Source organism: Streptomyces sp. NPDC025784 (genome assembly GCF_055558435.1).
Genome location: NZ_JBVHMN010000001.1, coordinates 1,187,706 through 1,209,726, shown reverse-complemented (window position 1 = coordinate 1,209,726; position 22,021 = coordinate 1,187,706). Strand labels below are relative to the sequence as shown.

16 protein-coding genes, 2 tRNA genes and 2 pseudogenes are annotated in these 22,021 nt (G+C 71.9%); 16 read left to right on the top strand and 4 right to left on the bottom strand.

Going from position 1 to position 22,021, the window contains the following annotated elements:
* Positions 1-299: 299 nt before the first annotated feature.
* From ACZ4IF_RS05230 to ACZ4IF_RS05200, 7 genes and pseudogenes are all read left to right on the top strand, one after another.
* Positions 300-1,235 carry a hypothetical protein gene (locus tag ACZ4IF_RS05230; protein WP_467559648.1) on the top strand — a complete coding sequence of 312 codons (936 nt, stop codon included), beginning with the start codon at positions 300-302 and terminating at the stop codon, positions 1,233-1,235.
* Positions 1,236-1,351: 116 nt separating this feature from the next.
* Positions 1,352-1,570 (top strand): annotated as a pseudogene (locus ACZ4IF_RS05225) (HAD family hydrolase); the annotation flags it as partial.
* 118 nt (positions 1,571-1,688) lie between these two features.
* Positions 1,689-2,027, top strand: a pseudogene (locus tag ACZ4IF_RS05220) (2-aminoethylphosphonate ABC transporter substrate-binding protein); the annotation flags it as partial.
* A 194-nt stretch (positions 2,028-2,221) separates the two neighbouring features.
* A complete protein-coding gene (locus ACZ4IF_RS05215; protein ID WP_467559646.1) occupies positions 2,222-3,001 on the top strand; it encodes an HAD-IIA family hydrolase in 780 nt (259 codons plus the stop codon).
* Positions 3,002-3,122: 121 nt separating this feature from the next.
* A complete protein-coding gene (locus ACZ4IF_RS05210) occupies positions 3,123-3,962 on the top strand; it encodes a hypothetical protein (protein ID WP_467559644.1) in 840 nt (279 codons plus the stop codon).
* A gap of 1 nt (position 3,963) precedes the next feature.
* Positions 3,964-4,623, top strand: a complete 660-nt coding sequence (locus tag ACZ4IF_RS05205; protein WP_467559642.1) for a class F sortase — start codon at positions 3,964-3,966, stop codon at positions 4,621-4,623.
* 456 nt (positions 4,624-5,079) lie between these two features.
* Entirely contained in the window at positions 5,080-6,096 is a 1,017-nt protein-coding gene (locus ACZ4IF_RS05200; protein WP_467559640.1) for a glycoside hydrolase family 6 protein, read from the top strand.
* A gap of 129 nt (positions 6,097-6,225) precedes the next feature.
* Here ACZ4IF_RS05200 and glxA read toward each other — a convergent pair whose 3' ends face one another.
* The 3 genes from glxA to ACZ4IF_RS05185 form a co-directional block, all read right to left on the bottom strand.
* Entirely contained in the window at positions 6,226-8,163 is a 1,938-nt protein-coding gene (glxA, locus tag ACZ4IF_RS05195; protein WP_467559638.1) for a radical copper oxidase GlxA, read from the bottom strand.
* Positions 8,160-10,106, bottom strand: coding sequence for a glycosyltransferase family 2 protein (locus ACZ4IF_RS05190; protein WP_467559636.1), 1,947 nt, complete (start codon positions 10,104-10,106; stop codon positions 8,160-8,162). The genes glxA and ACZ4IF_RS05190 overlap by 4 nt, the downstream gene beginning before the upstream one ends.
* A gap of 406 nt (positions 10,107-10,512) precedes the next feature.
* Positions 10,513-10,586 (bottom strand) — tRNA-Lys (locus tag ACZ4IF_RS05185).
* A gap of 304 nt (positions 10,587-10,890) precedes the next feature.
* Here ACZ4IF_RS05185 and ACZ4IF_RS05180 point away from each other — a divergent pair.
* The 9 genes from ACZ4IF_RS05180 to ACZ4IF_RS05140 all read left to right on the top strand — a co-directional run bounded on the left by ACZ4IF_RS05180 (position 10,891) and on the right by ACZ4IF_RS05140 (position 21,797).
* Positions 10,891-12,252 (top strand): peptidoglycan-binding protein, encoded by a 1,362-nt coding sequence (locus ACZ4IF_RS05180; RefSeq protein WP_467559634.1) that lies wholly within the window; start codon positions 10,891-10,893, stop codon positions 12,250-12,252.
* Positions 12,253-12,381: 129 nt separating this feature from the next.
* Positions 12,382-13,569: an SPFH domain-containing protein gene (locus tag ACZ4IF_RS05175; protein ID WP_467559632.1), complete on the top strand. Its 1,188-nt coding sequence runs from the start codon at positions 12,382-12,384 to the stop codon at positions 13,567-13,569.
* A 207-nt stretch (positions 13,570-13,776) separates the two neighbouring features.
* Positions 13,777-14,415 (top strand): lytic polysaccharide monooxygenase auxiliary activity family 9 protein, encoded by a 639-nt coding sequence (locus ACZ4IF_RS05170; RefSeq protein ID WP_467559630.1) that lies wholly within the window; start codon positions 13,777-13,779, stop codon positions 14,413-14,415.
* 145 nt (positions 14,416-14,560) lie between these two features.
* Positions 14,561-15,025 (top strand): hypothetical protein, encoded by a 465-nt coding sequence (locus ACZ4IF_RS05165; RefSeq protein ID WP_467559628.1) that lies wholly within the window; start codon positions 14,561-14,563, stop codon positions 15,023-15,025.
* Positions 15,026-15,093: 68 nt separating this feature from the next.
* A complete protein-coding gene (locus ACZ4IF_RS05160; RefSeq protein ID WP_467559626.1) occupies positions 15,094-16,752 on the top strand; it encodes an AMP-binding protein in 1,659 nt (552 codons plus the stop codon).
* Between the two features lie 71 nt (positions 16,753-16,823).
* On the top strand, positions 16,824-18,047 hold the full coding sequence (locus ACZ4IF_RS05155) for a sensor histidine kinase (protein WP_467559624.1): 1,224 nt from the start codon (positions 16,824-16,826) through the stop codon (positions 18,045-18,047).
* On the top strand, positions 18,041-18,685 hold the full coding sequence (locus ACZ4IF_RS05150) for a response regulator transcription factor (protein ID WP_467559622.1): 645 nt from the start codon (positions 18,041-18,043) through the stop codon (positions 18,683-18,685). Before ACZ4IF_RS05155 ends, ACZ4IF_RS05150 begins: the two co-directional genes overlap by 7 nt.
* A 304-nt stretch (positions 18,686-18,989) precedes the next feature.
* A complete protein-coding gene (locus ACZ4IF_RS05145; RefSeq protein ID WP_467559981.1) occupies positions 18,990-20,285 on the top strand; it encodes an MFS transporter in 1,296 nt (431 codons plus the stop codon).
* A gap of 222 nt (positions 20,286-20,507) precedes the next feature.
* The gene (locus tag ACZ4IF_RS05140) at positions 20,508-21,797 is read left to right on the top strand and encodes a M18 family aminopeptidase (protein ID WP_467559620.1); all 1,290 of its coding nucleotides are present in this window, start codon (positions 20,508-20,510) and stop codon (positions 21,795-21,797) included.
* A 69-nt stretch (positions 21,798-21,866) separates the two neighbouring features.
* On the opposite strand, the gene ACZ4IF_RS05135 is transcribed toward ACZ4IF_RS05140, so the two are convergent.
* Positions 21,867-21,940: transfer RNA gene (locus ACZ4IF_RS05135), tRNA-Lys, on the bottom strand.
* Positions 21,941-22,021: the final 81 nt, after the last annotated feature.

The following is a 22,021-nucleotide window of genomic DNA, read 5'->3' as shown; positions in this document are numbered from 1 at the left end:
ACGCCAGACGGACTGAACGTTCCCCGGAGCCGAAAAGGCTCGGCACGCCGGAGCCGGCGCCGGACGGGCTCTGCGTTCCCCGGTGTCGAAAGGCCTCTGCCAACGGCAGTCGGCGCCCGGCGGCCTGACGGCCCCCTGCACTCGAAAGGGGCCGCCGTTCGGGCTATTTGTGCGACTTGTCCGGCGTGGTGGGGCGCCGCGGGCGGAGCGGCATGGCACGGTCGGGGAGGCCGTTGCCCGGTACCCCTGCCGCTTTCGATCCCGCTCCCAGCCGTCCCCCCGATCGGCAAAGGCCCTTCATGCGACTGCGTACCCTGCTTCCGTTCGCCCTGACCGCCGCCGCCCCCGCGGCTCTGGGGAGTCTCGCCCCGGCGGCCTTCGTGTCGACCCCGACCCCGGCGCTCACCGCCTCGGAGCCCCGTCCCGCCTGCGCCGCGCCCGACACCCGGGACTTCCCCATCAAGACCCGTATCCACGGCGGTCCGGCCGTGTACGACGTCGGCGGCGACTTCTCGACCTGGTACATCGACCTCACCAACACCACCGCGCACGCCTGTGGCGGCATCCACCCGATCGTCGTGCTCGTGGACGAGAAGCGGGCGCTGCGGCCGGAGCAGGCGCGGCTGGAGTTCTACGAGGGAGAGAAGTCGCACGCGGTGACGTTCGACAAGAGCGACCAGTCCGAGAACGTGGGCGCGTTCGACGACGGGTTCCCGGGGTTCACCGTGGGCGCGGGCCGGACCCTCACCGTGAAGGTGCGGCTGTCGCTGACGTCGGACGCGCCCGTGCCGAACGAGGTCGTCGCCAACGCGGCCGTCGTGCAGCGGCACGACGACGACGGCGACTGGGTGGGGGAGTCGAACGACTACCGCTTCCGCGTCGAGGACCCGCAGGAGAGCGAGGAGCGGGGCGAAGAGTCGCCGGGAGAGGAGCCGCAGGAGGAGCAGCAGGGCGAAGGGCGGGACCCGGGGCGGGGCGTCGGTGACGGGGAGAGCGCCGGGGCCGACCCCGGCGTCGGGTCCACCGCGAGTGCCGGGGACGGCACCGCCACCGGGGACGCGAGCCGCGACGCCACCGGCACGGACGCGAACGCGAACCCGTCCGCGGACGTGCTGGCCAGCACGGGACCGGGCGCGCCGCACGCCGTCGGGGTGGCGGCGGGCCTGCTGCTGTCGGCCGCCGGGGCCGCCCTCTTCGTGGCCTTCCGCCGGGAGCGCCGGGGCCGGCACCGCTGACACCCGTACCGCGGGGCCCGGCACCGTCTGCGACGATCCCCTCGTGGACTACCCGAACGACCAGGACCCCGGCGCCCCGTCCGTTCCGGCATCCCGGAGCACGGCCGTATTTCCGGCAGGTCGCCGTCGTCGGCGACACCTCGTACGACATGCTCAGCGGCGTACGCGCCGGGGCGGGCGTCGTCGCGGGCGTGCTGACCGGAGCGCACGGCGCCGAGGCGCTGCGTGCGGCAGGGGCCGGGCACGTGCTGCCGTCCGTGGCCGCGCTGCCCGAACTCCTCGGCGCGCCCGGCCCCCTGGACGGGGCCGCGCCGCTCGGCGGAGCCGGGCGATGACCGGCGGAATCCGCTTCAAGGGCGAGAACGGCGACGGCTGGTACGACCAGGTCTTCGAGGACTTCGAGAAGCAGACCGGAATCAAGGTCGAGTACGTAGAGGGAGGTTCGGGCGAGACGGCATCTGGTTCCCCGAGGCCACCGGCAAGGCCGCCGACGCCGCCGGCCGGCCGACCACTGTCGCGCTCCCGTACGCCGTCGGCCTCGCCACCGAGGCCCCGCACTCGGAGAACGGCAGGAAGCTCCTCGACTTCATGCTGTCCGCCAAGGCCCCGCAGCAGGTCAGCGCGATCGGCGGCGGCTTCTCCGCGCGCTCCGACGTCAGGGCCACCGAGGCCGACGCCATTGCCCTGGCCAAGCTCATGGACGGCGTCGAGGTCTTCGAGCCCGACTGGGCGGACATCGACGAGAACCTGACCTCGTACGTCGCGGACTGGAAGTCCGCCACCGGCAGTTGAACCCCGCCCCACCCGCGACGCCCCCGGAACCACCGGGGCCGGGACCACGCCGTCGTGACCAGGGATGCCGTTCGGATCCGGGCTCGAACAGATCCGAACGGCACCCCCTAGGCTGGGGGCGCCGGCACAACGTCGTTCCGGCGCCCCCGGATCGAGTGCGTGCAGGTACGCCAGGACGGCAGGAGACCCAGCAGATGGCAGAGCGCAAGCCCATCGAATCGTGGCTCACCGACATGGACGGTGTGCTCATCCACGAGGGCGTGCCGATCCCCGGCGCCGACGCCTTCGTCAAGAAGCTGCGTGAGTCCGGGAAGCCCTTCCTGGTGCTCACCAACAACTCCATCTACACGGCCCGCGACCTGCACGCCAGACTTCGGCGCATGGGCCTCGACGTGCCGGTCGAGAACATCTGGACCTCGGCCCTGGCCACCGCCAAGTTCCTGGACGACCAGCGGCCGGGCGGCACCGCGTACGTCATCGGTGAGGCGGGCCTGACGACGGCGCTGCACGACATCGGATACGTCCTCACCGACCACGACCCGGACTACGTGGTCCTCGGCGAGACCCGCACCTACTCCTTCGAGGCGATGACGAAGGCGGTCCGGCTGATCAAGGAAGGCGCCCGCTTCATCGCCACCAACCCGGACGAGACGGGCCCGTCCGCCGAGGGACCGCTGCCCGCGACCGGTGCGGTTGCGGCACTGATCACCAAGGCGACCGGCAAGCAGCCGTACTTCGCGGGCAAGCCGAACCCGCTGATGATGCGCACCGGCCTGAACGCGATCGGGGCGCACTCCGAGACCAGCGCGATGATCGGCGACCGCATGGACACCGACGTGCTGGCGGGGCTGGAGGCCGGGATGCAGACCTTCCTGGTCCTCACGGGCCTGACCACGCCCGAGGAGATCGAGCAGTATCCGTACCGGCCGTCGAAGGTCGTGGACTCGATCGCCGACCTCGTCGACCTGGTCTGAGACCCGCCGGCCCGTTTGAAACCCGCACGAAGGCACACAGACTCGGACGGAGCAACCGGACCGCTCTGAAGATGCGCCCCGGCGCCGCTGGAGGGAACCTCCTGTTGTCTGGAGGTTCACGATGCGTTCCAAGCGAATCACTCTCTGCGCCGGGGCGGCGGTCGTGGCCGCGTTCGCACCCACAGCGTGGCTCGCCCCCCTCGCCGTCGCGGCCGACCCGGGTACGGGCGTGCTGCTGACGCCCGCGGCCCCCGCCCCCGGCACCGACGTCCGGCTCCGGGCGACCGGCTGCTCGGGCAGGACGGGCACCGCCACGTCCGCGGCGTTCGTCTCGGACGCGCGGCTCACCGCCGCCGGCGGGGGTGTCCTGACCGGCGACACCCGGGTGACCAGCGGTCTGGCGCCCGGCACGTACGCCGTCGAGGTCGCCTGCGACGGCCGGGACGGCAAGGTCAGGGGAGTCGCGCAGATCATGCCGCGGAGCTCCGCCACCCAGGGCGCCGTGCCCGACCTGCTGCCGAACGACGTCGTGCAGCACCTGCTGCCGCAGGACATCGAGCCGACCATCCGGGTGCCGCAGGGCATCCTCCCGACGGGCATCGTGCCGACGGGCATCATCCCCACCGGCATCATCCCGACGGCTCTCGTGCCGCAGGACAGACCGGACGCCGCCGAGCCCGGGCGGGACTCCGGCTCCGACGAGGGCTCCGGTGACGACCACGGTTCCGGCTTCGCGTCCGCACCGGCCGACGTCCCGGCCTCGCCGATCGCGCCCGTGCACGCGGGCGGCGGCGGCACCGTGCTCCTGGCCACCCCGGACGCGCGAGCGGCCGGCCCCGGCACCCGGCAGGCCGTGATCGGCCTCGTCCTGGCCGGCGTGGCCGCCGTCGCCGTCGCGATCCTCCCCCGGGTCCGCGGCTCCGCCCGGACCGTCACGCGCCGGGGGGACGACCGCGACTGACATGTCCGAGCACGAGCGTTCTTCCGGCACGGGGCGGCTGCTGACCGCGGTGGCCTGGCTGGTGCTGCTGTTCGGGCTGTGGTTGTGGGGCCGTGACCTGACCGATGTGCGGCAGGGGCTCACGACGCCCACCACCGGGGACATCGCTGCCGTCGGGCGCCCGGACGTCCCGCTGCCGCCCGCGCTGGAACCGCTCGGCAACGCGCGCCCGCAGCGCCTCGACATCCCGTCGATGGGGGTGCAGGCCCCCGTCGTCGCCCGCGGGCTCGATGGGCAGGGCGCGATCGAGCCGCCGCCCTTCGAGCAGCCCGGCGTGGTCGGCTGGTACGCCGCCGGCGTGCGGCCGGGAGCGGCCGGCGCCGCGCTGTTCGTCGGGCACGTCGACACCGACACCAAGCCCGCGGTCTTCTACAAGCTCAGCGCGGTGCGGCCCGGTGCGACGGTCCGTGTCGTCCGCGACGACGGGAAGGTCGCCGAGTTCACCGTGGACGAGGTCCAGGTGATCCCGCGCGACCACTTCGACGCCCAGCAGGCCTACGGTGCCCACGAGCCGGGGCGGGCCGAGCTGCGGCTCGTCACCTGCGGCGGCACCTTCGACCGCGCGAGCCGCACCTACACGGCGAACGTGGTGGTGTCGGCGTACCTCACCGGAAGCGGTTGACGAGCGGTACCGGGCCCGGTCGGCGACACGCTCCCCCGGGAGCCGCCGACCGGGCTGGTCCTCGACCGCGCGCGCACGGGCTGCGGGAGTAACCCGGCGACCGGCGCGGGAGGTTCTGGGGCCGTCCGCGCGGGTACGCGGGCGGAGGCAACAGGCTCGGGGCCGTGGCCATTTGGGGCAACTCTAGAACGGATGAGCGTTCCGGCCTAGAGGTCGTCTGACGCCAAGTCGACGACCCGTGACTCTGCGTGATGGGTGCAGGTGGGTGTGGCCACGGGAGGGGCCGGGGCGGCCCGGTGCCCGGAGTGTGCGCTGCGCGCGCCCGGGGCGGATGTCTCCGGGTCCCGGAAGGTCCGGGGCTGTAACAGCTCTCCGACAAGGGTGGGTGACCTCGTGAGCCGCGCGACACCTATGTCAGGATTGAGACTTAGGACGGTGCACCCAAGGGGGAGTTGGATGTACGGCAGCAGGGGGGCCGGGGCACGGGCGTCCGTGGCGGTGGTGGGGGCGGCACTGCTTCTCGCGGGATGTTCCTCCTCCGGGGGCGACGGCAAGAGCGACGGCTCGGATGCCAAGGTCACGCAACAGCCCAAGAATTCGGACCCGTTCTGGGTCAATCCGGACGGGAACGCGGCCGAGCAGGTTGCCGCCTACCTGAAGGCGGACAAGAAGGACGAGGCCGAGCAGATCCGCAAGATAGCGGAGCAGCCGACCGGCGAGTGGATCGGCCCGGAGAACCCGGAGTCGGAGGCACGCGGCTTCACGGAGGCTGCCGAGAAGGCGGACCGGGCCGCGATCCTGGTCCTCTACAACATCCCGCACCGAGACTGCGGACAGTTCTCGCAGGGCGGCGCCGCCGACGGCGACGCCTACCGGACCTGGATCGACGGGGTCGCCCAGGGCATCGGGGACCGGCCCGCCACGGTGATCCTGGAGCCGGACGCGGTCCTGCACCTGGTCAACCAGTGCACCCCGGACGAGTACCACGAGGAGCGCTACGACCTCCTCAAGGGCGCCATCGGCAAGCTCAAGTCCCTGAAGAACACGAAGGTGTACCTGGACGCGGGCAACGCCGGCTGGGGACACCCCGACCAGATCTTCCAGCCCCTCCAGTGGGCGGGCATCGACCAGGCCGACGGCTTCTCCGTCAACGTCTCCAACTTCTACTCGACCGAGGACTCCATCGCCTACGGCAAGCAGCTGTCCGCGAAGGTCGGCAACAAGCACTTCGTCGTCGACACCAGCCGCAACGGCAACGGCCCGTACACGGGCGGCAAGGCCGACGAGAACTGGTGCAACCCGCCGGGCCGAGCGCTCGGTGAGACCCCGACGACCAAGACGGCCGACCCGCTCGTCGACGCCTATCTGTGGGTCAAGCGGCCGGGCGAGTCCGACGGCACGTGCAAGGGCGGACCGAAAGCGGGCCAGTGGTGGCCGCAGTACGCGCTGAAGCTCGCACAGGCCACCGAGTAGCGCGGGCCGCCGGGCATCGGCGGCCGGACACGACGAAGGGGGCGCCCTCCGCTCGAAGCGGAGGGCGCCCCCTTCGTCCGTGGTCCTCGCCCTTCGGGGCGAGGCGCACCCGGTGCCGGGCGGCCGGGATCAGGGCACCCTGACCCACTGGGCCTTGCTCGGCGTTCCCTGGTCGTCCGTCACGAACAGCATGTACCAGCCGGATTCCACGAGGTTCCGGTTCTTGGGAACCGTCACCGTGATGCCGTCCTTCGTCTTCGTGAAGTCCAGCGCGACGGATCGCTGGTCGACGTCGGTGACGTGCGTGGAGGCGCTCGGCCGGATCAGCCGGGCCGTCTTGATCGACGACGTGTGCTGCGAGGAGAACGTGGCCGAGCCGCCGCGCGCGATCGTCTTCGGGCCGCCCGAGAGCGAGGGCCGCGAGTCGCGGTACAGGTACGGCGGCGTGTAGATCTCGATGCGCTGCTCGAACACGCCCGGCTTGGTGTCGGCCTTGTCGGCGTAGAGCGAGTCGGACCCGAAGAACATCACGCGGCCGTCGGGCAGCAGGAGCGAGCCCGAGTGGTAGTTGCGGCCCACCAGCGGGTCGGCCACCCGGTCGAAGGTGTTCGACTTCGGGTTGTAGATCCGCGCCTGGAGGATGTTGGAGTCACCGCGCCCGCGATAGTCCTCGGAGCCGCCGGACACCAGCACGGTGTCGTCGGGCAGGATCGAGGACTGCGGGTAGCGGGTGCCCTTCTCCAGCTCTGGACCGTCCACGAACCTCGGGTTCTTGTCCTTGAGGTCGATGAGCCGGGTCTTCTTGCTGGACAGCTGGGACTCGCCGACTCCGCCGCCGCCGATCACCATGTACTTCTCGTCCTGGGCGGGCGGCAGCAGCACCGTGCCCGAGGTCTCCATCATGTTCGCGTCGCTCAGGCCCTTGAGCTTGGTGAACTTGTTGGTCTCCACGTCCCAGACACCGGGCTTGCGGCCCACGTCGTCGGGGCCGTACCCGGCGTTCGAGCCCGAGTAGAAGAGCTTGCCGTTCTGCATCAGGGAGATCGCCGGATAGGTCGGGAACTGTCGGATGCCCTTGGTGTAGGTCCACTTCTTGGTCTTGGGATCGAACACCTCGTTCTTGCCCGGGACGAGCTGTCCGATCTCGTCGAGACCGGACAGGCTGAGCACCTTGCCGTCGGACAGGGTGGTCAGCGTCGGGTACCAGCGGGCCTCGTTCATCGGGTCGACCTTGATGTACTTCTCGGCGACCGGATCGAACTCGTAGGCGTCCCTGATCCCCTGGAAGTCCTTCTTGTCCAGGGCGAGTTTCTGCGCGATGCCGTACGTGTTGCGGGCGTCGGTGCCCGTCAGGCCCTGGACGCGGTAGTTGTCCTGGGTGCCGGTCTCGTGCTTCTGGCCGCTGCGCTGCGCCTCGACGTAGATGCGGCCGAGGCCCGGGTCGTTGCGCAGGAACACGCCGGTCGCCGGGTCGAAGACCTTCTTGGCGCGCGGTACGAGCACCGGGTCCTTGGAGACGAACGTCTTGCCGTTCTTCTTGCCGGTGAACTTGGTGCCCGCGGGCAGGGTGATCGGCTTGTCCGGGTTCTCGTTGTGCACGATCATCAGGCCGCCGGCCTTGGTGACGTCACCCTTCAGCTTCTCGTACCGCTTGGTGCCGCCCGCGATCAGCAGGTTGCCGTTGGACAGCTGGGTGTGGCCCGTGCAGAACAGGTCGCTCGGGGTGGGGATCTTCTTGATGGTGCCCTTGACCGGGTCCCAGATCCGCGTGTCGAACTTCTTCGCGTCGAAGTTGTCCTGGTTGTTGCCCGAGCCCGCGACGAGCAGGACCTTGCCGGTGTGCAGCAGGGCGGCGTGGATGGTGTTCTGCCGGTACTCCTTGGGGAACTGGACGATGTCCCAGTGGCCGTTGTCGGCTTTGTACTCGGGCTTGTTGATCGTGTACTGGTGGTACTTGTCCGTCCCGAAGCGATACAGCCAGGGCCCGTTCATCCCGGCCAGAGCGAGCACCACCACCCCGGTTATGCCGAGGCGGCGGGCACGGCGGCGGCGGGCACCGTCTTTCATTTCTTACGTCCCCCAAGGGCGATCTGCATGGTCTGGTCGTTGCCCCCGGCCGAGGCCCAGGTGGGCCGCTGCTGCGGCGCGTGCGGGGCGTGCTGCTCCTGCTGCGGCACGGAGGCCTGCGGCGGGACGGTGGCGGCCTCGGGTGGCGTCGGCGGCTTCTTCCGCTCCTGGCGCATGGTCCAGCGCCAGGCGAAGATCGGCGAGGCGGTGATCAGCAGGGCGAAGGTGGCCCAGGTGATCATCGCGGGGTGGGAGTGCCCGAGCACGAAGCCGGCGGTGATCGAGCCGGCGAAGACCAGGATGAAGAACAGGTGGATCCGGAAGGTCCCGAACAGCGTGTCGGGGCTGGCCGAATCGCCCTTGGGCGTCACCACGAACTTGCTCTTGCGGCGCAGCACCGCGTCCATCAGCGAGCGGGCGTAGATCGGCGCGGACAGCGCCGACATCACCATGCCCGCGACACCGCCGGAACCCTCGGGCTCGTGCGGCGAGACGTTGTGGCGCCGGTTCCAGATGTACAGGCCGATCTGCAGCGCGGACGCGTTGCCGTAGAGCATCAGCCAGACCGTCGGGTCGATGTTCACGCCGGAGGCGCCCAGGCCCAGGAAGAGGGCGCAGCTCAGCGCCGCGAGGATCCAGTTCAGCGCCGACATCGGGTAGAAGATGATCATCATCGTGTAGTTGAAGAGCTTGCCCGGAGGCATGGAGAAGAAGCCCTTCCAGTACTGCTTGAGGATCGTCTCGTAGGTGCCCCGGGACCAGCGCAGCTGCTGGGTGAAGAAGTCCGTCCAGGCGTTCGGCCCCTCGCCGACGGCGAGCACGTCCGGCGTGTAGACCGACTTCCACTTCCGGCCGGTGGCGGGGTTCTTCGCGCGGTGGATCTCGAAGCCGGTCGCCATGTCCTCGGTGATCGAGTCGTACAGGCCGCCGATCTGCTTCAGCGCCTTGATGCGTACGGCGTTCGAGGTGCCCACGAACATCGGGGCGCCGTAGAAGTTGCCGGCGCGCTGGATGAGGGCGTGGAAGAGGAACTGCTGGGACTCGGCGGCCTTGGTGACGAACGCGTCGTAGTTGCCGTACACCTGCGGGCCGATGACGAAGCCGACGTCCGGGTCGCGGAAGAAGCCGAGCATCCGCTCCAGGTAGTTGGGCAGCGGCACGTGGTCGGTGTCGACCGACGCGAAGTAGTCGTAGTCGTCGCCGTGCGCCTCGAGCCAGGCGTTGTAGTTGCCGTGCTTGGTCTTGGCGCGGTGCGGGCCCTTGGCCCGGTTCCACTTCGAGACACCCTTGCGGGAGAAGTGGTGCACGCCCAGACGCGCGCACACCTCCTTCACCTCGGGGTCGTCGCCCTCGTCGAGGAGCCAGACGTGCATCAGGCCCCGGTGGCGCAGCTTGACCGCCGCCTCCAGGGTCTTCGTCACCATGGCGAGGGGCTCCTTGCCGGGCACGAAGGAGGTGAGGAAGGCGACTCTGGTGCCGGTCTCGGGCACCACCGGGATCGGGTCGCGGGCGACCAGGGTGGCGTGCGCGTTCGACAGCACGTTCATGCAGCGGAAGAACTCGATCAGACCGATCGAGACCAGCATGACGATGTCGAGCGCGGGCAGGAAGTCGTAGGCCGGGTAGTCGCGTTCGGTCCAGTGCTCGGGCTGCAGCAGCCAGCCCAGCAGGACCAGCGAGAGCAGCGGCGCCGCGCCCAGCATGAGGGCCGCCCGTATGCGGTGCGGCTCCTGCGACAGCAGCGAGCGGTACTGCACCTTGTAGGGCTTGCCCGGGTCCGGCTGAGTGAGGGGCCCCGCAAGCCGGCTGTAGTGCTCGTAGTCGTACCTCGGAAGCGACTTCTTGATTCTCCGGAAGCCGCCCGTCCGGTGCGACGGCACGCGGAGCTGGGTCGTCTCGGACGGGTCGAAATTATGCCGGGCGCCCGTCGGCGTCGACGTCATGAGTCATCCCCCCGCACGCACGGTCAGGTGCGTGTTCGTCGGTTCTTGGCGCCCGCTCAGGTCCCCCTCGACCTTCCCGGACGCATCACTGGCAGGCCGCAGTCACCACATCTTCCACACCCTATAGACATGGAACGACGACCTTCCGGTTGCATGATGCCCCCCTCGGCATCCGTTCATGAACGGGGCCCCCAACCCCCCATGCCCGCAACCGGCCCTGCCCCCAACTGTCATGTATCGACAGTCCCTTGAAGCCCAGGGTTCTACGCCGTTCCTCATGATCGCAAGATGCGAAACGATGTGTTAACCGGTCATACGCGCTCATTGGGACACGTGTGCGACGACGAGGGTGATGTGGCGTACGGCGAAGGGCCCCCTCGCGGTGGCGAGAGGGCCCTTCGGTCGGTGCGCCGCCAGGGACTCGAACCCCGGACCCGCTGATTAAGAGTCAGCTGCTCTAACCAACTGAGCTAGCGGCGCCTGCTGACGGCAGAACTCTACCCGACCCGGGAGGGTGCTCCGGACCGCAGGACCGGAGGACCGGAGGGTGGGTGACGAGGTGGGTCGGGACAGGCGCGGAGGACGAGCGGAGGGCGACGGGTGGGAGCGGCTGAGGGCCGGGCCGGAGCGGCGGGCGCCGGGGGAGGGGGCGGCTCCGGGTGAGGCGGGGGCCCGGGTGGCCTACATCATTCGGACCGTCAACATGCGACACCGGGGCACAGTTGCCAGACTGGCGAATGTGCAGAAATGCGGACAATTTGACGGGGAGTACGAGGGGAGTCGCATGGATGCTCCGGTGTTCGAGGAGATCGATCCCGCGAGCGGCTGCGACTGCCCCGGGTGCGTGCACTGGCGGCGTGTGATGCCCGCGTCCGCGCTGCCCGGACCCGTGGGCCATCCGGCGGCACGCAGGGCGCTCGTCCTGGCCGCCGCGGCGGGCACCGTCCTCGGCGCCGGCCAGCCGGTGCCGGCGCTCGCGGTCGCGCACGGACCCGCCCGGCCGGGCGCCCCCGCGGCCGACGAGCCCGGTACCCCGCAGGGCGGCCGGGCCCCGCTGCACGGCCCGGCGGGCAGACCCGCGAAACCGACCAGGCCCGGGGCCGCGGTGCCCACCACCACCCGGGCCGCCATCATCAAGCGGGCGAAGGCCTGGGTCTCCGGCAAGGTGCCGTACAGCATGAGCGCGTACTGGTCGGACGGCTACCGGCAGGATTGCTCCGGCTTCGTCTCGATGGCCTGGAACCTGCCCGGCAACGAATGGACGGGCAGTCTCGCGGGTTTCGGGGTGCGCGTCTCCCGCGACCAGCTTCAGCCCGGTGACATCCTGCTGTTCCACAATCCCGCCGATCCGCAGAACGGGTCGCACGTCGTGCTGTTCGGCGGCTGGACCGACTACACGCACACCTATTACATCGCCTACGAGCAGACCCGCCCGCACGCCCGCAAGCAGTCCACCCCCTACGCCTACTGGACGCACTCCAGCGGCTATCTGGCCTACCGGTACAAGGGGCTCGCGGAGACCACGGCCGGTGCGGGCGCGTCCTCCCCGGGTACCGCGACGGCACGCTATCCGGGCTCGGCGTACTTCGGACCCGGCGCGAACAACGGCTACGTCACCCAGCTGGGCGGCCTCCTCGTCGACCGGGGTGCGGCCCGCTTCTACGCCTCGGGGCCGGGGCCGCGCTGGTCGGACGCGGACCGGCGGGCCACCCAGGAGTTCCAGCGGGCGCAGGGCTGGACCGGGGCGAACGCGGACGGGCTGCCGGGGCCGCAGACCTGGTCGTACCTGGTGGGAAGCAAGGGCAAGGACATCCCCGGTGCGGCGGCGGGGGGTTCGGGGTCCACCGGTGGCAAGGAGGGCACCGGACCGGACGGCGGCCAGACGCCGGGCGGATCCTCGCACGGCGTGCCCGGCTATCCGGGACGCGGCATGTTCCGCCCCGGGGCCGACAACGCCCATGTCACCCGGCTGGGGCGGCAGCTGGTCATAAAGGGCTTCGGCAAGTACTACACCTCGGGGCCCGGTCCGCGCTGGGGTGAGGCGGACCGGCGCAACGTGGAGGCGTTCCAGCGGTCCCAGGGCTGGCGCGGCGGCGCGGCGGACGGCTATCCGGGGCCGGAGACGTGGCGGCGGCTCTTCTCCTGAGCACCGTTCTGGGGCTCGTGGACATCTGGTTCGTCCGTCGGTTGCGGGTCCGTCCGTCACGGCTCGGCGATTCCCGGGCCCGTCCCGGGTTCTCACGAAACTTCCAGGCGCGGAGGCATGGAGGCAGCTATGAGCACGACGACGTCACACACCCCGGAGTCGGAGGGGGCGCCCTCCCCGGCCTCCGGGTCCGATGCGACCGCGGAGGGCGCCGGCGGGACCCGGTCCGCGCGCCTCATCCAGAACGAGGCGACCACCGAGATCCCCGTCCACCTGCTCTTCCGGGACGACCCGGAGCCCGTCTCCGTGCCGCTCGCGCCCGCCGTCGTGGGCCGCCGGCGCGGCACCGGTGAACAGCCGAGGGTCAGACGGTCCGTTCCCGGGCGGGCGCCACGCCCGGTGCCGGAGGTCGAGCCCGAGCTGGTGGAGCGGCCCGCCCGGGTGCTGTCCGGAGCGGCGGGGGTGCTGGCCGGGGCCTGCGGGGTGGCGGGGTGCGTGCTCACCTCGTGGTGGTCGGGTGCGCTGCCGCCGTCCGTGACCGGGGCGCTGGAGCTGCCGGCCGCCGCGGGTGCCGGGCTCGGGCCCGCGCAGTGGGCGGCGTACGCGGGGGCCGGGGCGCTCGGCCTGTTCGGCTTCGGGGGGATCGCCCGCGGCCGGACCGGGCGGGCCTGGGTGCTCGGGCTGTTCGGGCGCTACCGCGGCACGGTCCGGCGCACCGGACTGATGTGGATCAACCCGCTGGTGCTGCGCCGCCGGGTGGACGTGCGGCTGCGGCACTGGCGCAGCGAGCCGATGTCGGTGGTCGACGCGAACGGGGTCGCGCTGCGCGTGGTGGTGCTCGTCGTCTGGCGGGTGAAGGACACCGCGCGGGCGACGCTCGGTATCGAGGACCACGAGGAGTATCTGCGGGCGTGTGTGGAGGCGGCGCTCACCCGGCTGCTGTCGCAGCTTCCGGCGGAACTGCCGCCCGCCGTCGTGAAGGACGTGACCCTGCGCAACACGGACGCGGTGGGTGAGGCGCTGACCCGGCTGGTGGCCGCCGACACGGCACCGGTGGGCCTGGAGGTGTTCTCGGTGCAGCCGATCCGGATCGAGTACGCGCCCGAGGTCGCGGCCGTGATGCAGCGCCGCCGCGTCGCCGCCCTGGACGCCCAGCACCGCGACACCGTGCTGAGTTCCGTCGTCGACTCGGTCGAGGACACGGTGACCCGGCTGACCATGCGAGGGCTCGTGGAGCTCGACGACTATGAACGCAAGGCGTTGGTGAAGGACCTGACGGTGGCCTTCTACACCGGGCGCAGGGAGGCCTCCTCGTAGGTGTGCGGACGGGCCGGCCGTACGGGGCCCCGTGCGGCCGGGGCGGGGAGGCGGCGCCGCGGCCGGGCCCCGGCGTGCGTGGCGGAGAGCTTCGCGATTGGTATGGACATGTTCAACTACCGGCAATAATCTGGGACTTGGTCTAGACCTGAAAATCGCGCGCACAGCTCACCGAGAACCTCCCCCACGTCCTCCAGGAGCGGCAGCATGCGCATACGGACGACCGAGATCCGTACCACCGGGAAAGCCAAGCTGTACGCGGCCGTGCTCGGCCTCGCCACCGCGGGCACCTTCGTGCTCTCGACCGGCGGCGCCGACGCCCACGGCTACACCGACCAGCCCCTCAGCCGGCAGAAGATGTGCGCCGCGAACGGCGGCAGCGTCGCCAACTGCGGTGACATCCAGTGGGAGCCACAGAGCGTCGAGGGCCCGAAGGGCTTCCCGGCCGCCGGTCCGGCCGACGGCCGGATCTGTTCCGCGGACCACACCAACTTCAGTCAGCTGGACCAGCCCAAGACCCCCGCGGGCACGGCCTGGCCGACGACGAAGGTGACCGCGGGGCAGAGCTACGGCTTCCGCTGGCAGTTCACGGCGGTGCACGCCACGACCGACTTCAAGTACTTCATCACCAAGAACGGCTGGAACCAGAACCACGCGCTGACCCGCGCGGACCTGGAGACCACGCCGTTCCTGACCGTTCCCTACAACGGACAGCGCCCCCCGTCCACGTTCTCGCACACCGGCACGCTGCCGGGCGGCAAGAGCGGGCACCACATCATCCTCGGCGTGTGGACGATCAGCGACACGGCGAACGCGTTCTACTCGTGCGCGGACGTCACGTTCTAGTCCGGCCCGCCCCGGGGCGGCTCGCGCGACGCCCGCATTCTGAGGCTTCCTTGAGCTGTCCCTCCTTCCCCGGAGGGTATGTTCCCCGCACGCCGACGGACCGCGGCGGCGTGCGGGGAACCGCACCGGACACCGGGGGAACGAGATGGACGCGCTGTTCTACGCCATACCTGCACTGATCATGGCCGTGACGATGCTCATGGCCGTCAAGGTGGTCCGCCGCTCGCTGGAGCTGAGGAGCGCCTGGAGCAGTGGACTGACCGCCGAGGCGCGCTGCCTGCGCTCGTACACGACCACCAGCGGCGGGGGCAGCACCTCGGTCACCACGACGCTGCACCACGTGTACGAGTACACGACGCGCGAGGGGCGCACGGTCCGCTTCGACGAGGCGGGTGGTCCCTCCACCGTCGTCGAGGGCGACATCGTCACCGTGCACTACGCGGCCGGACGACCCGAGAAGGCCACGGCCCGGGCACCGCGCCCGGGCAGGGCCGCCGCCGGCACCGTCGGTGTCCTGGTGTTCTTCGGCGTGATCGTCGCCTTCTGCATCGGCTTCATGGTCACGTACCACGAGGTCTTCGCGGCGAACGACGCCCTCGGCGGATTCTGAGGCCGCCGTCCGGCCGGCAGCGTCGCACCTCTCCTCATCTGACGGGCCGTCAATTATGGTGCGCACCCATGGGGTCCATGAAGCGCACCGTCGCGGAGCTCGTGCGGGAACGGTGGGACGACCACCGGCCGGGACTGTGGTTCGAGGGCCGGTTCCTGAGCCACCACCAGGTGGCCTCGGGTGCCGCCGCCCGGGCCGCGCTCCTCGCCGACCTGCTGCCGCCCGACGCCGAACCGCACCTCGGCGTACTGCTCGACAACACCCCCGAGTACCCGCTGTGGCTGAGTGCGGCCGCCCTCGCCGGCGCCGCCGTCGCCGGAATCAACCCGACCCGGCGGGGCCCCGAACTGGCCCGCGACATCCTGCACACCGAGTGCCGGGTACTGGTCACCGAGCGGGCCCATCTGCCGTTGCTCGACGGCCTCCCCCTGCCCGGCGTACGCGTCCTGGTGACCGACACGGACGCCTACGCCGGTCTCCTGGAGCCCTACGCGGACGCCGCGCCCGACACCGGCACCGCTCGCGCCGACGACCGGCTCCTGCTCTACTTCACCTCCGGCTCGACCGGCGCCCCCAAGGCCGCGATCTGCACCCAGGGCAGGCTCGCCGCCGCCGGGCAGTCGCTCGTGGACCACTTCGGGGTGCGCCCGGACGACACGCACTACATCTGCATGCCGATGTTCCACGGCAACGCGGTGATCGCCGACTGGGCGCCCGCGCTCGCGGCGGGCGCGACCGTCGCGCTGCGGCGCCGCTTCTCCGCCTCCGGGTTCCTCACCGACGTACGCGCCTGCGGGGCCACGTACTTCACCTACGTGGGCCGCGCCGTCCAGTACTTGCTGGCCACGCCCGCCCGCCCGGACGACCGGGACAACCCCCTGCGGACCGGCTTCGGCACGGAGGCCGGCGCGGTGGACGCCGCCGCCTTCGAGGAGCGCTTCGGGGTGCGGCTGGTCGAGGGGTACGGCTCCTCGGAGGGCGGCGCGGCCATCCAGCGCGCCCCCGGCACACCGCCCGGCGCGATCGGGCGGGCCGCGCCCGGCGACGACCTCGCGGTGGTCGACCCCGGCACCCGGCAGGAGTGCCCGCCTGCCGCCCTCACCGACGACGGCAGGCTGCTCAACGGCAGCGAGGCGATAGGGGAGTTGGTCAATCGCGGACCCAACCCCTTCGAGGGCTACTGGCGCAACCCGGACGCCGATGCCGCACGCCGCCGCGACGGCTGGTACTGGACCGGCGACCTCTTCTACCGCGACGCCGACGGCTTCCTCTACTTCGCCGGACGCACCGACGACCGGCTGCGCGTCGACAGCGAGAACCTCGCCGCCGCGATGATCGAGGACATCCTCTCCCGGTACGCGGACGCCGCCGCCGTGGCGGTGTACGCGGTGCCCGACCAGGTGGCCGGGGACCAGGTGATGGCGGCGCTGGCCCTGCGGCCCGGAGCCGCCTTCGACCCGCTGTCCTTCGGCGAGTTCCTGCTCTCCCAGCCGGACCTGGGGATCAAGATGGCCCCCCGCTACCTGCGGATCGTGGAGCGGATGCCCGTCACCGCCACCAGCAAGATCCACCGGGTGGGACTGCGACGGGAGGGCTTCTGCTGCCCGGACCCGGTGTGGTGGCGGCCTCCGGGCGAGCCGGCCTACCGGCCGCTGGACACGGCCGACGTCGACGCGCTGCTCGCCCAGTACCGGGCCCGGGGACGCGAGGGACTGCTCGCGAGGTAGGGCCGGCCCCACCCCGGGGACACCCGCTGCGCATATGGTCCGGGGCGCCCGCAGCCGCCTACCGTGACCGCATGATCAGCAGAGCCGGGCCGTGGCGTGCGGCCGGATACCTCGTCACCGGTGTGCTCGTCGGCGCCCCGCTCCTCGTGGGCCTGCTCGTGCTCGCGGTCGCGGGCGCGGCACTGACCCCGCTGCTCGTCGGGCTTCCGCTCCTCGCGCTCCTCGCGCTGGCCGGCGTGCCGGTGGGGGCCATGGAGCGGTGGCGGCTGCGGCTGGTCGACCCGGCTCCGGTGCCGGCCCCGCACCGCACCCCGGACGAGCCCGGCCTCGCCGCCTGGGCCGCGCTCCGGTTCACCGAGCGGGCGACCTGGCGCGAACTCGGGTACGCGGTGCTGCTCGCGGCCGTGCTGTGGCCGTTGGACCTGCTGGTGCTGACGGGAGCGGCCGGGATACCCGGCGCCATGATCGGGGCGCCGGCACAGCTCGCCCTCGCCGACGGCGACACCCGCGTCGCCAAGCTCTGGCTGATCGACTCCTACGGCCAGGCGTGCCTGTGCGCGGCGGGCGGAGCCGTCCTCCTGCTCGCCCTGTCGTGGCCGCTCGTACGGTACGCCCGCGCCCGTGCCACCGTGGCCCGGCTGCTGCTGGCACCCCGCGAGACCGAGCAGCGACTCGCCGAGGTGACCCGGTCCAGGGCCCGCCTGGTGGCCGCCTTCGAGGCCGAACGGCGGCGCATCGAACGGGACCTGCACGACGGCGCGCAGCAGCGGCTGGTGGCGCTGAGCATGCAGCTGGGCCTGGCCCGCCTGGATGCCCCGCCCGAGCTGGCGCAGCGCCTCGCGGCCGCCCACCACGAGGCCGACCAGGTGCTGGGAGAGCTCAGGGAATTGATCCACGGCATCCATCCGCAGGTGCTCGCCGACTACGGGCTCGGGGACGCCATAGCCGACGCCGCCGACCGCTCCACGGTGTCGGTGGAGCTGGACGTGGAGCTGCCGCGGCTCGCCGAACCCGTCGAGTCGGCCGCGTACTTCGCGGTGCGCGAGGCGCTCGCCAACGTGGGCAGGCACAGCGGGGCGCGGCGGGTGTGGATCAGCGGACGGTACACGCGGCGACGGCCGGGGGAGGGCCGGCTGCGGATCGAGGTGCGCGACGACGGGTGCGGTGGCGCCGATGCCCGGGCCGGCACCGGCCTCACCGGACTCACGGACCGGCTCGCCGTCCTCGATGGCACACTGACCGTCGACAGCCCGTCCGGTGGGCCCACCGTGCTGCACATGGAGATTCCTTGCTGAGAGTGGTGCTCGCCGAGGACAGCGTGCTGCTGCGGGAGGGGCTGGTGGGGCTCCTGGGCCGCTTCGGGCACGAGGTGGTGGCGGCGGTCGGGGACGCGCGGGCGCTGCGGGACGCGGTGGCGGCACACACGCCCGACCTCGTCCTCACCGACGTACGGATGCCGCCGGGGTTTCAGGACGAGGGGCTGCGCGCGGCCCTCGCCCTGCGCGCGGCGGACCCCCGCCTGCCGGTCCTGGTCCTCAGCCAGTACGTCCAGCGGGCGTACGCCGCCGAACTCCTCGACACCGGGGACGGCACCGGCGTCGGCTACCTCCTCAAGGACCGTGTCGGGCAGGTCGGGCAGTTCGCCGAGGCGGTGGAGCGGGTCGGCGCGGGCGGGACGGTCGTGGACCCGGAAGTCGTACGGCAGTTGCTGCGCCGCAGACGTGATCCGCTGGAGGCGCTGACCCCGCGCGAACGCGAGGTGCTCGGGCTGGTCGCCGAAGGCAGGTCCAACAGCGCGATCGCCCGGGAACTGGTCGTCACCGAGGCGGCCGTCGGCAAGCACATCGGGAACATCCTGGGAAAGCTGGACCTGCCCCCGGCGCAGGACACCCACCGGCGCGTGCTCGCCGTACTCGCCTATCTGCGCGGCTAGGGGGTTTCGTCCCTGTCCCCGCGGCCGGACCCGCTCTCGAAGGCGGCGCGCGGGAGAGGAATTCCCACCGCTCCTCGGGGGGAGTATGCACCCGTACACCTGTACGGAGGAGCCGAGGGAAGAGGGGGAACATGCGTCGCCTGATCCGGGTCACGGACGTCGAAGCCGTTCATGCCGGCGGGGTGCGGGGGCGCCGGAGCCTGCCGCTCCGGCCCGGGACGCTTTCCTCCCGGGCACGGCTCGCGACGCACCGCGCCCGAGCACGGCTCGCGGTCCGCCCCGTGCGGGGGCGGCTCGTGGCGTGTTGCCGGTGACGGGCGACGGGCGCTACCGCGTCCTGGTCGCCGGGTACGCCGTCTCCTCGTACGGCACCTTCCTCAACATGGTGGCGCTCAACCTGTTCGTCTACGCCACCACCGGCAGCGCGCTCGCCATGGGCCTGTTCATGGCGGTCCGGCTCGGGGCGGGGTTCCTGGCCGGCACGGTCGCGGGACGTCTGCTGGCCCGGTACGCGGCCAAGCCCGTGATGCTGTGGTCCACCGTCGTCCAGGCGCTTGTCATGCTCCTGTTGGTCGTGACGCCGGGCGGCGGACCGCGCACCGGCGTGCTGTTCGCGGTGTCCGCGGCGGTCGGCGCGTGCGGCACCGTCTTCCTGGTCGCGCTGCGCAGCTCCGTACCGGACCTGGTCGGTGCGGACCGGCGCGGCTGGGCCAACTCCCTGATGGTCGGCGGCCGCTCACTGGCCATGGTGGCGGGCTTCGCCTCGTCCGGCGTCGTGGTGCCGTGGCTGGGATTCACCGCGGCCTTCCTGCTGGACGCGGCCAGCTTCCTGGTCTGCGCCGCCGCGGTGGGATGGCTGCCGGCGCCGGAACGGGACACGACGAAGGGCGCCCGGTCCGCCGCAGAGAAGCCGCCGGGCCGCGAACACCGGCGCGGCGAGGGCGTGTTCGGCGCGGCGACGGCCCTGACCGCCGTGCCCGCACTGGGGCTGATGGTCCTGCTGCGCGGTGTCGACGCGCTGGGTTCCTCGTCGCACAACGCCGCCCTGCCCGTCTATTCGAGCGCACTGGACCCGGACGACCCGGCCGCGTTCGTCAGCCGCTTCTGGCTGTTCTGGGCACTGGGCAACGTCCTGGCGCAGCAGGTGATCCAGCGCTGGGCGCGGCGCACCGGCCGGTCCGTCGGAGCGCTCGGCTTCGGCCTGGGCACCACGGTGATGTCCTCCGCGTTCATCCTCGGCTTCGCCGGGTTCCCCGTGGCCGTGACGATCGGGGTCGCGCTGGTCGCCGGCGCAGCGGACGGGCTCACCGAGGTGTCCTACACCTCGCACCTCCAGACCCTGCCGGAGACACTGCGCGGCCATGCCTTCGGTCTCTCGGCCACCGTCGAGAACCTCGGTTTCGGACTGGGCATGATCGCCGTGTCCGCGGCCCTCGAACGGTTCTCGGCGCTCACCGTCGTGGCCTGGTCCCACGGGGTCGCCGTCCTGGTCGCGGGCATCTACCTGCTGCGGTTGTACGCCGTCCGAGGAGCCGACGCGGAGGAGGCGCCCAGTGCGTACGGCGAACGCCGGGACGACGCCGGGGTGCCCGGGCGCTGACCCGCCGGCCGCACACGGCCGGACACCACCATGCCGTCCGCGGCGCGGGCCCGGACTCATCGCGCGGGCCCCGCCGTGCGTCCTTCCTGTCACCGGCACCATCCACCCCCGACGCCCAGGAGATCCCCGACGACCGGACCGCCGTACCGGCCGACCCGTGCACCCGGCCCGGCGCCCCGCTGCCGCACCACCCCAACCCTCGACAGCACCCGGAAGGCACCCATGTCCCCCACGCATGACCGCAGTCACAGCGACGACCTGCTCTCCTTCGTCTCGGCCTGCCCCTCGCCGTACCACGTGGTCGCGAGCGCCGCGCAGCGCCTGGAGAAGGCGGGCTTCGCGGAGCTGCGCGAGACGGACGACTGGACGGCCGGTGCCGAAGGCGGCAGATACGTCGTACGGGGAGGGGCGCTGATCGCGTGGTACGTCCCCGCGGGCGCACCGGCCCGTACCCCGTTCCGGATCATCGGCGCCCACACCGACTCGCCGAACCTGCGGGTCAAGCCCGCGCCCGACACCGGCGCCGCGGGCTGGCGGCAGATCGCCGTGGAGATCTACGGCGGCGTGCCGCTGAACACCTGGCTCGACCGCGACCTCGGCGTCTCGGGCCGGCTGGCACTGCGGGACGGATCGACCCGGCTCGTCCGCGTCGACAAGCCGCTGCTGCGCGTGCCGCAGCTGGCGATCCACCTCGACCGCGATGTCAACGAGGGCCTCGCCCTGGACCGGCAGCGCCACATGACCCCGCTGTGGGGGCTCGGCGACGTCGAACCGGGCGCGCTGCTCGGCCGGATCGCCGCCGAGGCCGACGCCGACGTCGCCGAGGTCCTCGGCTGGGACCTGATGCTGCACGACCTCCAGCCGCCGGGCTACCTGGGCATGGACGAGGAGTTCATCGTCTCGCCGCGTCTGGACAACCTGATCTCGGTGCATGCGGGCGTCACCGCCCTGGTCGCCGCCGCCACCTCCCGGCCGCCCGCGTACGTCCCCGTGCTCGCCGCCTTCGACCACGAGGAGGTCGGCAGCGGCTCGGAGTCGGGCGCCCAGGGCCCGCTTCTGGAGCGGGTGCTGGGCCGGGGCGTCGCGGCGCGGGGCGGCAGCGGGGAGGACGTCAGCCGGGCCCTCGCGGGTGCCTTCTGCGTCTCCGCCGACATGTCCCACGCCGTCCACCCGAACTATCCGGAACGTCATGAACCGGGCCACCGGCCGTTGCCCAACGCCGGACCCGTGGTCAAGGTCAACGCCAACCAGCGGTACGCCACCGACGGCGCCGGAGTCGCCGCATTCGCCGCGGCCTGCGAACGGGCGGACGTGCCGTGGCAGCCGTTCGTCTCGAACAACGTCATGCCGTGCGGCACGTCGATCGGCCCGATCACCGCGGCCCGCCTAGGGGTCGCCACGGTGGACGTGGGGGTGCCGGGTCTGTCGATGCACTCGGCGCGTGAGCTGTGCGGGGCGCGGGACCCGGGGCTGCTGGCCCGGGCGCTGACGGAGTTCGTGACGTCGCGGTGAGGGGCGGCGCACGGTAGGACCGGGACATGCGTGAAGGCCCCCCACTCGCGTGGAGGGCCTTCACCGATGTGCGCCGCCAGGGACTCGAACCCCGGACCCGCTGATTAAGAGTCAGCTGCTCTAACCAACTGAGCTAGCGGCGCATGACTCCCGCCTCCCGCTCTCGCGGTCGGCGACAAAAGAAATACTACCTGGTCCGAAGGGGTGCTCCCGACCACCCGTCC